Annotated in this window: 11 protein-coding genes; 9 read left to right on the top strand and 2 right to left on the bottom strand. The window is 36.0% G+C overall.

What is annotated here, in order from left to right:
• Nucleotides 1-24 precede the first annotated feature (24 nt).
• Nucleotides 25-1,749 carry an immunoglobulin domain-containing protein gene (locus EPI11_RS07060; protein ID WP_128389256.1) on the bottom strand — a complete coding sequence of 575 codons (1,725 nt, stop codon included), beginning with the start codon at nt 1,747-1,749 and terminating at the stop codon, nt 25-27.
• Nucleotides 1,750-1,949: 200 nt separating this feature from the next.
• On the opposite strand from EPI11_RS07060, the gene EPI11_RS07055 reads away from it, so the two are divergent.
• From EPI11_RS07055 to EPI11_RS07040, 4 genes are all read left to right on the top strand, one after another.
• Nucleotides 1,950-3,539 (top strand): peptide chain release factor 3, encoded by a 1,590-nt coding sequence (locus EPI11_RS07055; RefSeq protein ID WP_128389255.1) that lies wholly within the window; start codon nt 1,950-1,952, stop codon nt 3,537-3,539.
• Between the two features lie 380 nt (nt 3,540-3,919).
• Nucleotides 3,920-4,780, top strand: a complete 861-nt coding sequence (locus tag EPI11_RS07050) for a sensor histidine kinase (protein WP_128389254.1) — start codon at nt 3,920-3,922, stop codon at nt 4,778-4,780.
• Nucleotides 4,737-5,402, top strand: a complete 666-nt coding sequence (locus tag EPI11_RS07045) for a response regulator (RefSeq protein ID WP_128389253.1) — start codon at nt 4,737-4,739, stop codon at nt 5,400-5,402. The genes EPI11_RS07050 and EPI11_RS07045 overlap by 44 nt, the downstream gene beginning before the upstream one ends.
• A 468-nt stretch (nt 5,403-5,870) precedes the next feature.
• On the top strand, nt 5,871-6,344 hold the full coding sequence (locus EPI11_RS07040) for a hypothetical protein (RefSeq protein WP_128389252.1): 474 nt from the start codon (nt 5,871-5,873) through the stop codon (nt 6,342-6,344).
• A 125-nt stretch (nt 6,345-6,469) separates the two neighbouring features.
• On the opposite strand, the gene EPI11_RS07035 is transcribed toward EPI11_RS07040, so the two are convergent.
• Complete coding sequence (locus EPI11_RS07035; protein WP_128389251.1) at nt 6,470-8,005, bottom strand: alpha-amylase family glycosyl hydrolase; 1,536 nt, start codon at nt 8,003-8,005, stop codon at nt 6,470-6,472.
• Nucleotides 8,006-8,199: 194 nt separating this feature from the next.
• On the opposite strand from EPI11_RS07035, the gene EPI11_RS07030 reads away from it, so the two are divergent.
• From EPI11_RS07030 to EPI11_RS07010, 5 genes are all read left to right on the top strand, one after another.
• Complete coding sequence (locus tag EPI11_RS07030; protein WP_128389250.1) at nt 8,200-10,752, top strand: DUF2339 domain-containing protein; 2,553 nt, start codon at nt 8,200-8,202, stop codon at nt 10,750-10,752.
• Nucleotides 10,739-11,971, top strand: a complete 1,233-nt coding sequence (locus EPI11_RS07025; protein WP_128389249.1) for a hypothetical protein — start codon at nt 10,739-10,741, stop codon at nt 11,969-11,971. Before EPI11_RS07030 ends, EPI11_RS07025 begins: the two co-directional genes overlap by 14 nt.
• A gap of 73 nt (nt 11,972-12,044) precedes the next feature.
• Nucleotides 12,045-12,677: a uridine kinase gene (udk, locus tag EPI11_RS07020; protein ID WP_128389248.1), complete on the top strand. Its 633-nt coding sequence runs from the start codon at nt 12,045-12,047 to the stop codon at nt 12,675-12,677.
• Nucleotides 12,678-12,799: 122 nt separating this feature from the next.
• Nucleotides 12,800-13,147, top strand: coding sequence for an FtsB family cell division protein (locus EPI11_RS07015; protein WP_128389247.1), 348 nt, complete (start codon nt 12,800-12,802; stop codon nt 13,145-13,147).
• Nucleotides 13,148-13,157: 10 nt separating this feature from the next.
• Nucleotides 13,158-14,534, top strand: coding sequence for a methylmalonyl-CoA mutase subunit beta (locus tag EPI11_RS07010; protein WP_128389246.1), 1,377 nt, complete (start codon nt 13,158-13,160; stop codon nt 14,532-14,534).
• Nucleotides 14,535-14,544: the final 10 nt, after the last annotated feature.

The raw sequence follows: 14,544 nt of genomic DNA, 5'->3' as shown, positions 1-14,544 counted from the left end.
TCGCAAAGCCTGTAAACAGTAGCTTTAAGCGCCATTTTTAAGGCGTTGCCTTACCATCGGATTTGACACTACCATGCAGTTTTTAGTTAAAACTTTAATACTAGATGTAGGATTAGAACTACAGACAGTAATACCTGATGTAATCGTAGTAATTCTATGGAAAAAAGTCGTTTTTAACAATACATCCGGCTGATAAGAAGCAAGGATAGCGTCAGGGATAACCGTCCATATAATTCCGTCGGGCGATGACTCCCATTTATAACTTATGCCGGCACCGCTATCTGCGGATACAGATGTTAAAGCAGCCGGCGCTTTAGTAAGACAAATTGTTTGTTCACCGGCTATCACACCGGCCGACGGCGGTATAAGAACTGTTACTACAACAGGCAGTAAAAGCCCTGCACATGTAGTAAACTGTTCAACATAATAGGTTTTTGTAACAGCCAGTCCCGGTGTAACAAATGGAGCACCAGACGCTGTTGTAGCAAGTAAAGTATCTCCCGAAGCATCACTATACCATTTTAATTGCGCACCAGCAACACTGGTAGTTGCTATTATCGAAGCAGATCCGTCTTTACAAACTGCATTGTTTTGTGTAATTAAAGGTACTGCCAACGTTCTAATAGTAATCCCATAAAAATTAAGGTTTTGGGCAACTAAACCCACACTTACAAGCGAGTTAAAACGAACAGTTATTCTGTCAACTGCGCCTAAAGGAGCCATTTGCACAGTTGTTACTACTCCGTCCTGCATATTAAGCAGGTTTAGCGCTAATAACTGTGAAAGTGTCCTTGACTGAACCACAGTAACACCTTTAGATGCGATAACCGTAACATTATTTAACACATCAAGGTTCAGTAACGCGCCTCCCATACTAAGGCCAATGCCAAAAACATCAGTAGTCTGAGATACTCCTCCCAGATAAACTGTTTGCTCTACAGATGCTCCTACCCCTAAAAGCCCAAGCTTTAATTCAGAATAATTTGTTGTAACGGCATCAATAGCATTTTGGGGATTTGTCACTCCTGCCGAACCTAATTGTAATAAATCCAACGTTATTCCTGATCCTGAAAAAGATGTTGTTAATAGACCACCACAAGCAGGAGGATTAGTTATATAATAAGCCTCATATACACTTAGTGTTTTCTCATTGCCTAATCCAAGCAATGTAGCTCCTATACGATTTGTAATCTTGATACGGTTATAAACAGCATTAGGAGTTATTGCAATTAAATAATCACCTGCCGCATTTCTTATAATTCTAAGTTTATCGGTTGCAAAATCATTCGCTACCTGACTATTTCCGCTTACAATAGGTAAACCGCCATTATAATTGGCTCCAACAGTAAATTCCTGATTACCAATTAGCACAGCGCCTAAAACATTTGCCAGCAGCGTACCCAGGCTCCCTCCTAATAAGGAAGTTAATAAATTATCCTGCGTTGCAATTTTCACATAACTGGTTGTGTTTGCCGGTACATCACCGGGAAACTGCAATTCTATATAGCCATTATAAGCCCCTATTCCTAAAAGTCCTCCTGCATTTGCTTTAACAATTGCTGCCGTACCAACCAAACCGTCGTAGGCCAGTCCCGGAGTTACAACTTCATTAGGGCTCAGAACTGTATTTGATGTTGTTGCATTAGTAGCATAGGTTTGAGACCAGCTGCTAATAGACGAAAACAGAAAAACCACTGCATAAAAAATATGCAGGACTTTCTCCTGTTTTATGTTCGTTAGTGTGATCAAATGAGAGGTTTAGTTTTTGTAAGGAAAAACAATAGACCAAGCATTAAAGCTAACAATAGCTTACAGGTGCTATAAAAGTTTCAAAAAAACATCGATATAAATCGCGTTTTTATCTATGAAATGTACTTACTATCTTTGCGCCAATTAAATGAGAAAACTATTTTTGTAGTAATTAAAGAAATTAGGAGGCCTAACATAATATGAGCTTTAATAAAGAGATTGAAAGAAGAAGGACGTTCGGAATTATTTCCCACCCCGATGCAGGTAAAACCACATTAACAGAGAAACTTCTTTTGTTTGGTGGAGCCATCCAGGAAGCAGGTGCAGTAAAGAGCAATAAAATTAAAAAAGGCGCTACCAGTGACTTTATGGAGATTGAAAGACAGAGAGGTATATCTGTTGCGACCTCTGTTTTAGCTTTTAATTACAAAGACAAAAAAATAAACATATTAGATACACCGGGTCACAAGGATTTTGCAGAAGATACTTTTAGAACCTTAACAGCTGTAGACAGTGTTATTGTTGTAATTGATGTTGCAAAAGGTGTCGAGGAACAAACAGAAAAATTAGTTGAGGTATGCCGTATGCGTAACATACCTATGCTTGTTTTTATAAACAAACTTGACCGTGAAGGTAAGGATGCCTTTGACCTTATGGACGAAGTGGAGCAAAAACTGGGATTAACAGTTACACCGCTTAGTTTCCCTATAGGTATGGGTTATGATTTTAAGGGGATTTATAACATTTGGGAGAAAAACATCAACCTGTTTAGCGGTGACAGCCGTAAAAACATTGAAGAAACTATCGCTTTTAGCGACATAAACAGTCCGGAACTTGAAAATATAATTGGTCAGAAGCCTGCTACAGTGCTTAGGGAAGAATTGGAGCTTATTGATGAAGTTTACCCGCCTTTTGACAGGGAGGCTTATCTGGAAGGAAGATTACAGCCAGTATTCTTTGGTTCCGCGCTTAATAACTTTGGAGTACGTGAGCTTTTAGATTGTTTTATCCAAATCGCTCCTTCACCAAGACCAAAAGATTCAGACACAAGAACTGTTAGGTCTGAGGAGGAAAAATTTGCAGGATTTGTATTCAAGATCCACGCAAACATGGATCCTAAGCACCGTGACAGAATTGCATTTGTTAAAATCGTATCGGGTGTATTCGAAAGAAATAAACCGTACCTGCATGTACGCCTAAATAAAAACCTTAAATTCTCGAGCCCGAATGCCTTTTTTGCCGAGAAGAAAGAAATTGTAGACATCTCATATCCTGGTGATATTGTAGGTCTTCACGACACGGGTAATTTTAAAATTGGAGATACGCTTACAGAAGGTGAAATAATGAGCTTTAAAGGAATTCCTAGCTTCTCGCCGGAACATTTCCGTTACATCAATAATGCCGATCCATTAAAAGCTAAGCAGCTGGATAAAGGTATCGACCAGTTAATGGATGAAGGTGTTGCACAGTTATTTACGCTCGAAATGAATAACCGTAAAGTAATTGGTACAGTAGGCGCCCTTCAGTATGAAGTTATACAATACAGGCTGGAACACGAATATGGCGCAAAATGTTCTTATGAAAATTTCCAGGCATTCAAAGCATGCTGGGTGAAACCGGATGATGCAAAAAATACTGAGTTTGCAGAGTTTAAAAGGATCAAGCAAAAGTTTCTGGCAAAAGATAAATATGGACAACTGGTTTTCTTAGCCGATTCTGATTTTTCGATACAAATGACACAGTCAAAATTCCCTAGTGTAAAACTATTTTTTACGTCAGAATTTGACTAAAATATTTTTACATGAGAATGTAAAATGAAAGAAAAAAGCGATTAATTTTATATATACACTATTTTAAGTTTTACATCTAATAAATTGAATTTTTGACAGTTTTTTCGTAACACTGTACATCGATTACAGCAACGATACACATGTTAAATTTACCTTGTAATATCTTACTCATTTACAAGACATTAGTTTAACGGGAGGCTAGCAAAAGCCAAACAACCCGGTATTATAATAGCGTGATGGCAGAGCTTAAAAATGCTCTGCCTTTCATACTGTATTTAAACTTTTTAAATTTTTATCTGTTATACGTTTTACGATAAATGGTCAAGAAACTATATATATTATCTTTTCTCCTGCTGATTCTTTTCAGCTGCATATCCTGTATGAATGAGGATACTGTTGTAAAAGTACTGCACTCGCAAAACGACAAACTGGATACTGCCTTAAAACTTCCTGCAGCTACGGCACAACTAAATACAGACCTTGCATTATTACTTCAGATAAGCAACAACAATAATAAACTACTCTTAGCAGTGCTTACACTGACAATATTATTTTCAGGAACAATATGTTATATCATCAATATAAAGCATAAAAAAGAACGGTTCATGGAAGGTTATGCAGTAGAGACAAGACTCTCAAAAAAACTTCATGATGAAATCGCTAACGAAATTTACGAAACAATACATTTCATCAGTACGGATGACGCAATGCCAAATTCTAGCAAAGAAAAACTTATTGCACAGCTGGACAACATTTACATGGCTGCACGAAATATTTCCAGAGAAACAACCACAATAGATACGGGCAATCTATATTCAGGTTCTTTAAAATCAATGCTCACCTCCTATAGCACCGATAATATAAATATTATCACAAAAGGAATTGACAGTATTGACTGGGAAAATTTACATCATACTAAAAAAATAGCAACCTATCGTTCTTTACAGGAGTTAATGGTTAATATGAAAAAGCATAGCAATGCTACACTTGTATTTATCGATTTTATGAGTAAGGAAAAGAAAATCAAAATTCGCTATTCTGATAATGGTATCGGCACTGCAAATGAAAAGATAGTTTTAAAAAATGGCCTGCTAAATGTAAAAAACCGCATGAACTCTATTAGTGGAGATATAATTTTTGACAACAACTCAAATAAAGGATTTCATCTTATATTAACTTACCCCCAATATACGCCCCATGTTCAAAAAAATCTTAATAATAGAAGACATCGACAGCATTAACTTTGGAATCACTGCAGTATTGGAAAAAAATTTTCCCGTAGAGGTTCACTGTTCAAAATACTGCGATGACGGACTGCTTAAAGTAAAAAAAGCGAATCAGGACAATGCCTCCTTTGATCTGATTATAACCGATCTTTCTTTTAAGGAAGACTACCGGGAAGCTAAAATAACTACCGGAGAAGAGTTGATAAATGCTATTCACCACGAACAGCCGGATATTAAAATAATAGTATATTCTATTGAAGACAAACTGTTTCTAATTAAATCCCTTTTTGAAAGCAAAAAGATTAAAGCCTTTGTTGCTAAAGGACGTGAAAGCAGCAGCGAACTTTTAGACGCGATAGCTGCACTTTATAATGGAGACACTTATATATCACCACAATTTTCAAATGTTTTTAAAGAACAACTGTTTTTAGAACTCGATAAATATGATGTTGAGGTATTGAGAATGCTTTCGGAAGGATTCACACAGGAAGATATTAGTAAAATCTTCAAACAAAAAGCTTTTCCATCTGCCAGCACAAGCAGCATTGAAAAAAGAATAAACAAGCTAAAGTTTTTTTTCAAAGCCCATAATAGTATCCATTTGGTCGCTATCACAAAAGACCTTCGTTTGATATAGAAATTTTGAATTCTAAAACTTGTTTAAGAATTATTTATGTTTTTTAACAAAATTTTAGGCGGTTTTTACGGAAAACCGTAAGGAATATATATATAATCATCATAAATTTAATGTGTGGAATTTTTTTAACAATAAAAACCAGTGCATTAACACATTATTAATACTATTCTTTATTTAAGTCATAAAATATTGAAATAAAATTTATTCAAAAAACAAATATAAAACCAATAAACAACTACAAACTGTAATTAATTATCGACAAACCAGAAGTTAACCCCAATTAACACAATGGTTATCAATGAATAAACGGTTTTTAAAGTTCAGAATTCCAAAAAACTATAGCTACTTAATAAATAATTCTAATCCCCCCATAGTATGAGAAAAAACTGAAAATAAACCCACCAATCACCTACCTAAATGATTTAACCAAAAACCAAAACCAAAATTAACAAACCTAAACACTCTGCTATGAAGTATATAATTATTAAAGGAGCCAGGAGTTCTGGAAAAGCTGAGACAATAAATGAAGTTTGTAAACGATTAAAGCCGGAAAGTATTAGAAAGGTATATTTTTCTGAATCAGGAAAAGTATCTTTAGAAAGCGTGGTTCCTGCTGCAGGAATATCAGACGGCACCTATATAGTAACTGTAAGAAAGAAAAACATACTGATGGTGTCTGGAGCACCAACAGAGCAAAAGAAAAAAATAACATCGATAATGGAGTCGGTTCTTCACTTAAACCAAAAACCTGATTTTGCTATTATTGCTATGCGTGGTCTTGAAAAGATGAAAGACTTCTCGACATCAAAAGAGCTCGAAAAATTTGGCAAGTGTATCTATGAAACCAAAATTTGGCGCATTCCTTCTTATACATTCCAACTCACTGAAGAATGGAATAAACGAGTCTCCTATATCACCGCAATAACCTTACATAACTTATAATCAATGACCTGAACTATACTTTTAAGACTCCTAACATAGGAGTCTTTTTTTATGACCTATAAACCTAATGACAATGCATTATAAAACAAGAGAACCTGCAAAAAGCAGGTTCTCTTGTTTTATAATTAAGGTAAAAATCGCCATACCTGAACCGCATAAGGAGGCAGCTCAATTCCTTTACCTCCTCTCGGAAAAGCAATATTTGCTGCACCCAGCATAAGTTTTAACCTGTCCAGTCTTAACTCATCATACACACCTAGCATTGTAAACTGCCTAGTCCCCGAAAGATTAATCATAATAAGCATTTTCTCTCCTTTATAAGTTCGGGTAAAAGAAAAAATCATATCACTATCACTACGTACTTCTTCATATGTTCCTAATGCTAATGATGGCTGCATTTTTTTAAGATGAATAAGCTGCTTATAATAATTCCATAAAGAGTTAAGATCCTTCTGCTCCTCTTCTAACGAAATACCATCATTGGGTTTCATGCTACGATTATCCCACCAAGGTCCGGTTTCTTTATACCACAATGCCATTCCGGGACCATTATCATCTGCATACCATTCAAATGCTTGCTGCACAGGAATTCTATTACCATCTGTTTCTCCTTTTAGGTACTCTCCTTTCATTCCCAGTTCCTGACCGTAATAAACACATGGCACGCCACCCATTAATAAATTAAGTGCAGCACCTGCTCTCATTTTCCCCGCGTCCATCCCAGTAGCTGATGCAAATCGACCAGTATCTTCATTTTCAATATATACAACCGGAAACTTATCCGCAGCCAGATGTAAAAAAGTACTGTCGGCAGCTTTACTGATTTTTGCCTTATCAAAAGAAACGATTGCATCCCTTAGCTTTACTGCTAATACCCTATCGGCTCCGGCTTTTGCATAGAGTTCTTTACCAAATGAATTGGCATTAGCCGGCTGGGCAAGTAATTGTAATTTCGGGTTTGTTTTTTTTAGATTAGTAAACAGCGAATTCCAAAAATCTTTAAGCAGGTTACCCATCTTACCGGAATTATCCAGTTTATCTGTCATATTATGCAGCGTAAAACCATCTACGCCATCGTAAAAATTGCCGTCTCCGTTTGGATCTGTCCAGTATTTAAGTGCCTTATTAACATGAGCAGCTACCTTTGCATTCTTTAAATTCAAAGCAACGACCTGCTCTTTAGTATTTTTATAAGTAATAATTTCAGGCAGTAGATAAGGGGTTTCATTTTTTACATCTGTGTAATAAATATAACCGCTGTATATCGATTTAGTATTCTTAAACGAATCTGTAAACCATAAGTGTTTAGTACTAACAAACTGCAGGTCTATTTCCTGATATAGTTTCATTTTTCGCCTGTGTACCTCCTGTATAAGATCCCTATATTCTTTAAAGGTTCCATATTTTGGATCAATTTTTTCAAGGTCAGCAGCATAAAGATTATGATAAAATTCTGATTGATATATAGGCGCAAGCGATAGCGTTGTTATACCCAATTCCTGTAAATAATCGAGCTTTTGCTGTACACCCTTAAGATCGCCTATACCATCATTGTTACTGTCAAAAAAACTACGGGTAACAACATGATAGATAACTTCCTGTTGCGCAGTTGCTAAAGTGCCCGAAAACACACATAAAAAAAATGCCAGTACTCTTATCATAATTATAAAGTTTGTTTCAAATATAATGCATTTCCTTTTTGCCTGACTTTTTTGATAATTAATTGAGATGTAATACCGATTATTATAAAATAATTGAAAATAAATCAATAAGATCGTAATCTATCGCAGCATATAGACCCAAAAAAAATATTATTTACCTTACATTTACACAATCACAACAACCTGCAAAATACATGGAAATAATACTACTTATTGCTCTTATAATTATTCTGGTAGTCTTTCTCAATAAAATATCGTCTAAAGTAGATGTTATTCAACATAATTTCTATGAAACGAACAGAAGGCTGGATCATTATATAAAACTTGCCGAAAGCCGGGAAAAATCAGTAGTTACTGATTCGCAGCCTGTAAATATTCCAGAACCTGAAGTGGTACCTATAGTACCTCAGCCTGTTGACCCAGTTGTAGAAGACCCAATTGAAACTCCTACGATTGAAGCATCTGCAATTGAAACTCCTACAATTGATCTCCATAAGGAAGAACTACAGGACAGTACTCTTAAACCTGCTGCACTAAACCTGCCTATCGAACCTCAAACCATACAAAAACCAACAATAATATTACCTGAAAAAAAATCATGGTGGAAAAACTTCAAGGAGCAAAACCCGGATTTGGAACGCTTTATTGGAGAAAACCTTATCAACAAAATTGGTATATTAATACTGGTATTGGGTATAAGTTATTTTGTAAAATTTGCCATAGATAAAGACTGGATAGGCGAACCAGCACGTGTAGGTGTAGGCATACTTGCCGGTGGAATTGTAATGCTGGTAGCTCACAAACTACGATTAAACTACAAAGCCTTTAGCTCGGTTTTAGTAGCCGGAGCCATTTCTATATTTTATTTTACCATTGTTGTTGCTTTCCATGATTATCATCTTTTTAGCCAGACAGTGGCATTTATAATCATGGTTGTCATAACTGCCTTTAGCGCATTCATTTCGGTATCCTATGATCGTATGGAACTGGCAGCTTTAACGCTTATTGGTGGTTTTGCAGCACCGTTTATGGTAAGCACAGGTAGTGGCAATTATGTTGTATTATTTAGTTATATAACCATTCTTAATGTAGGTATATTACTAATTGCTTATTATAAAAAGTGGGGTTTCATTAACCTCTTGTCATATATATTCACTGTTATACTTTTCGGAGGATGGCTTAGTACTATCATTGGAGAAAAAACAGCTCCTTATTTCGGAGCGCTGCTATTTGGTTTTGTTTTCTACCTGATATTTATACTAATGAATATCGTTAATAACATAAAGACAAAAACATCTTTTTCTAACATACAACTTTGCATACTGGTGAGTAACACCTTTTTGTTTTATGCAGCAGGCATTGTAATTCTGGAAAATTCATGGCCGCAGTATAAAGGTATGTTCACATTACTACTCGGTATATTTAACTTCTGTTTTGCATGGCTGTTATACAAAAAACTGGATATGGATCAAAAGGTAATTTATATCCTTATTGGCCTTACCCTAACATTTGTTACCCTTGCCATACCGATACAGTTTAACGGTAACTATATTACATTATTCTGGGCTGCAGAAGCCGTACTGCTAATGTGGCTGGCACGTAAATCTAAAATTGAAAATTTCAGGTTTGGATCGGTCATAGTACACATACTTATGTTTATAAGTCTATTACTGGATTGGGTTCAAATCTATATCCAAAGTGACAGCCTGATAATTATAGCCAACAGGGCCTTTTTAACAGGAGCTTTTGCTGTAGCATCTTTCATTGCGTTATTAAAAGTCTTAAAACAGGATTCCGGCAGTTACAAAGCCTTCGGGTTGGTATTTAATGTAGAGAGTTATGTGAAGTTCATTCAGCTTTTTGTTGTAATCTTAATTTACATCGTTGGATTTATTGAACTAAGATACCAGGCGTTTTCTTACCTTGAAAGTGCTAATGCTGTATATAGCCTTTCGGCACTCTACCATCTTTTATTTAGTGTTGCAGTTATACAGCTGTACTGTATTGGCAAAAGCCAGCTTGCACAAAAATTTGGTTCTGTACTGGGAACTATCAATATAATAGTCTTTATACTGTTATTTTCATTATTCGCTTACAATGAAGTGGAAGCCTATATAAGCAATGAAATTGCATCAAAATTTGCATATTGGCTTCATTTTGCATTATTGGCTGCTGCGCTTTATACAGCGATGCAGGTTTATACAATGAACAGCAAAATGATACTTAGAGAATTTAAAAGCAAAAGCTTTTTACCATGGATTGTTGTTTTTTTCCTGGTATACCTTGCAAGTTCTGAATTGATGCTAAACGGATTAGCCTTAAGCCTTAAGCCTATTACTCCGGAAGATCTTTCTGCTGCCCACCAACTCACAAAATATAAAAGCTTCACGAATGAAAATCTGTATTCTGTACTTGCTAATAGAAATAGTACAACGGTGAGTAACCAAATAATAAAAACAGGATTCCCTATATTGTGGGGCGTAATAGCCTTCTTAATATTAATCTTGGGTATCAAAAAACAACTTAAAAATATACGTATTGCAGCCTTAATATTGCTTGGCATTACCATTCTAAAGCTGTTTATATACGACATCAGGAATGCATCAGAAACAGGTAAAATAGTCGCATTTATACTTTTAGGAGTATTAATACTTGTGATCTCTTTTGTGTATCAAAAACTAAAACTACTGGTTATTGCAGACAAGCCAGACGATAATACTATAGAAAGTTCAAATGAAAATAATTAAGCTACTACTACTTTTAATCTGCAGCAATGCACTTGCACAGCAATTTACGGCTTCTTCCAAACTTTCGGGAGTTACTGCAGATGGACTACATTTGTTGCGTTTATCGCCGGAATTTCGACTGTATTCTGACAGCAATCCCGGAGGGATACGTATCTATGACAGTAAGAACAAAGAGGTACCTTATACCATAACCTCAAAAGGGAATGCTAACATAATAGCGAATGGTTTTACCAACTATCCTATACTTGCTAAAAACAAAGTTGCAGACACAAGTTCTTCCGTAATCATAGAAAACATATCAGGCAATAAATTAAGCGAAATTACTTTGGCGATTGCCAATACCGATGCTACTAAAACATACAGCATTAGTGGGAGCAACGATATGAAAGAATGGTTTGGCCTAGTTAACAACCAAACAATAGACAACCTGTATTCATCTAAGGACATAATGGTATACAAAACGGTATCACTACCTCTTAATACCTACCGTTACCTAAAGGTTGATTTTAATGATAAAAAGACACTTCCTGTAAATATTCTTGCAGCAGGAATTTTAAAAAGCGGAGAAGTACCGCAGCCTGTTTTTGAAACACTCTCACCCAAAATAAAAATAACAGAAATTACCAGCGAAAAGAAGACCAGGATTACTGTAAATTTTGATGAGCCAATCCTTGTGAACCAGATTGCCTTTACAATTAAAGAACCCGCCTATTTTAAAAGAAATGCCCGTATACTGATCCCTGAGATCGTTAAACGAAAAAGAAAAATAAGTACTGTTTTAAACGAATATACTTCGTTTGAACTAAGCTCATCGGGTAGTAACAGTATTGTGGATTTAAGCATCTTAGAAAACGAATTTATAATTGAAATTGACAACAATGACAATCAGCCATTAGTTATCTCATCAGTAAAAATATATCAGGCACCGGTACATTTACTTACCTACCTCAAAAAAGACGAAAGCTATACCATTAAAGCCGGTAACGACGAACTTGCTGCTGCCAATTATGATATTGAAGATTTAGACAAATTACCCAAAGACATCCCTTTGATAACGATGCAGCCTGTTCAAAAACTTACGGCAGCAAAAAGCAGTGAATCATCAAAAAGCAATTCCTGGATTATGTGGGTATGCATAATTGCCGGAGCATTAATTGTGCTTTATTTTTGCGTAAGCATGGTAAAAGACATGAAAAACAAAGAAAAACCTCAAATTTAGAGCATACTTAAAAGATAACTTTAAACGCAATTTATAATTACTATTTTTGCAGAAACCAAAAAACCTGCTAATAATGCTTATTATAGGAATTGCCGGCGGTACCGGAAGCGGAAAAACCACCGTAGTACAGCAAATAATGAATGAATTGCCTCCTGAAGAAGTAGGTATCATCTCTCAGGATTCGTATTACAGACAAACTTCAGGTTTAAGTTATGAAGACAGAGCAAAAGTAAATTTTGACCATCCAAGATCTATAGATTTTGAACTGCTTTGTTCTCATCTTAGAGCGCTTAAAGCAGGTGAAACTATTGAGCAGCCTGTATATTCGTTTGTAATTCACAACAGGACAGAAGACACGATCGTAACACATCCGCGAAAAGTAATGATCGTAGAGGGCATACTTATTCTGTCTGATCCAAAAGTCAGGGACTTGTTTGATATCAAAATATTTGTACATGCAGATCCTGACGAAAGACTTATCCGTCGACTAAAACGCGATATAGCTGAAAGAGGCCGTGATATGGAAGAAGTGTTAAACCGCTACCAAAACACGTTAAAACCTATGCATGAGCAGTTTATTGAACCAACCAAAGCACACGCAGACATTATTATACCCCACGACAGGTACAATACTGTAGCTATAGATGTAGTTAGAGCCGTTATTAAACAAAAGCTTGCACCTCACCTTTTAAAAGAAGAAGAATAAACCAATACAGTATCAGATTACAATTCTGGATTTTGTGTACAACTTGTGGATTTTGTAGTTGCAATAGCAATGCATAAGTCCAAAAAAAACCATTACTTTGTAACCTGAATCAGCACTTAAAAATGAATCCATTCAAAAAAATAACCTCTCGTTACCCTTTCCTTAAAATATTTGGGAACAGGTATGTGCTGGTTATCATTTTTGCAACGGTATGGCTTATTTTCTTGGACAATTATTCGTACTTTGAACACAGGGTTCTTGACAAAGAGATCCGGGAATTAGAAGAGAATAAAGAATATTACATTCAGGAAATTAAGAAAGACAGTACGAGTATTAAGCAACTTAATAACTCAGACCAGACCGAAAAATATGCACGCGAGAAGTACTACATGAAACGCGACAAAGAAGATATATACATTATAGAATTTGAGGACGACGTGCCTAAAGACGAGGACACGAAATCACTTTAAAATTTCACGCATGAGCGAAAACCTATTTAATGAATTTGAGCCCGTTTCTTCTAAACAATGGAAACAGCAGATACAGTACGAACTTAAAGGTGCCGACTATAATGACACTCTTATTTGGGAAAGTCCTGAGGGCATTAAGATAAAACCTTTTTACCACAGGGACGAGTTTAATGCAACAGCCCATATTGCCGGAAAAGCAGCAGAATTTACCATTTGCCAGAATATTTTTGTACACGATATAGAAAAATCGGCAGGCAGGGCTGCCTCTACTTTAAAACGCGGTGCAGAAAGCCTTCGCTTTACTATTGAAGACGAAAATACTGATGTAGAAAAACTGCTTTCATTAATTCCGCAGGGAACTACCGTATATTTTCATTTGGGTTTTCTATCAATCGATTTCGTAAAAAAGCTTGATGCTATAGCCAAACAAAGAAGCGCTAATTTCTATGTACAACTGGATCCTATTGGCCAATTGGCAAAAGAAGGAAACTGGTTTACATCATTAGAAAGGGATCTTGAAGCATTAAATACAATTGCCATTGCCTGTACTAACATTCACTTTTTAAGTATAGACAGCAGCCTGTATCAAAATGCAGGAGCAAATATTGTACAGCAAATTGCCTATACCATGGCACACGCTAATGAATATTTTAACCGTGTTGCTACTATACACAAACCTATTGTTCTTCAGGTTGCGGTAGGTACAAATTATTTCTTTGAGATTGCAAAGCTACGCGCGATGAGATTATTGTTTAACCTTCTCGCAGCAGAGTATGATCATAGCTATGACTGCCACATCATCGCGACACCTACAAAACGTAACAAGACCCTATACGATTATAATGTAAACATGCTTCGTACGACTACAGAATGTATGAGTGCTATTTTGGGTGGAGCAGATACTGTAGCTAATTTAGCTTATGATGCATTATACCATAAAGACAATGAATTTGGCGATCGTATTGCACGTAACCAGTTATTAGTTTTAAAACACGAAAGCTATTTCGATAAGGTAAACAATCCTGCCGATGGCGCTTATTATATAGAAGAGCTTACACAGCAGCTGGCAGAAAAAGCCCTGGCACTGTTTAAAGATATTGAAGCGAATGGCGGCTTTTTAACACAGCTTATAGAAGGAACCATTCAGCGTAAAATACAGGAAAGTGCGGTTAAAGAACAGGAATTGTTTGATACCGGTAAAGAAGTTTTACTGGGCACTAACAAATACCCTAACAAAAATGACCGTATGAGCCATGACCTGGAGCTTTATCCTTTCGTGAAAAGCAACCCAAGAAAAACATTGATCATGCCTGTCATAGAAAGAAGACTGGCTGAAAAAACAGAGCAGGAACGACTGGAAAGTGAAAAAGTAAGCAGTGATCAGTAATCGTATTGCA

Origin of the sequence: Flavobacterium cerinum (assembly GCF_004028155.1) — a bacterium.
Lineage (GTDB): Bacteria > Bacteroidota > Bacteroidia > Flavobacteriales > Flavobacteriaceae > Flavobacterium > Flavobacterium cerinum.
Note: the sequence above shows the minus strand (reverse complement) of the source record. Positions and strands in the feature narration are given on the sequence as shown.

Coding starts and splice junctions, on each gene's coding strand:
- EPI11_RS07055 (WP_128389255.1), top strand. CDS start 1,950: ATGAGCTTTAATAAAGAGATTGAAAGAAGAAGGACGTTCGGAATTATT.
- EPI11_RS07050 (WP_128389254.1), top strand. CDS start 3,920: ATGAATGAGGATACTGTTGTAAAAGTACTGCACTCGCAAAACGACAAA.
- EPI11_RS07045 (WP_128389253.1), top strand. CDS start 4,737: ATGTTCAAAAAAATCTTAATAATAGAAGACATCGACAGCATTAACTTT.
- EPI11_RS07040 (WP_128389252.1), top strand. CDS start 5,871: ATGAAGTATATAATTATTAAAGGAGCCAGGAGTTCTGGAAAAGCTGAG.
- EPI11_RS07035 (WP_128389251.1), bottom strand. CDS start 8,005: ATGATAAGAGTACTGGCATTTTTTTTATGTGTGTTTTCGGGCACTTTA.
- EPI11_RS07030 (WP_128389250.1), top strand. CDS start 8,200: ATGGAAATAATACTACTTATTGCTCTTATAATTATTCTGGTAGTCTTT.
- EPI11_RS07025 (WP_128389249.1), top strand. CDS start 10,739: ATGAAAATAATTAAGCTACTACTACTTTTAATCTGCAGCAATGCACTT.
- udk (WP_128389248.1), top strand. CDS start 12,045: ATGCTTATTATAGGAATTGCCGGCGGTACCGGAAGCGGAAAAACCACC.
- EPI11_RS07015 (WP_128389247.1), top strand. CDS start 12,800: ATGAATCCATTCAAAAAAATAACCTCTCGTTACCCTTTCCTTAAAATA.
- EPI11_RS07010 (WP_128389246.1), top strand. CDS start 13,158: ATGAGCGAAAACCTATTTAATGAATTTGAGCCCGTTTCTTCTAAACAA.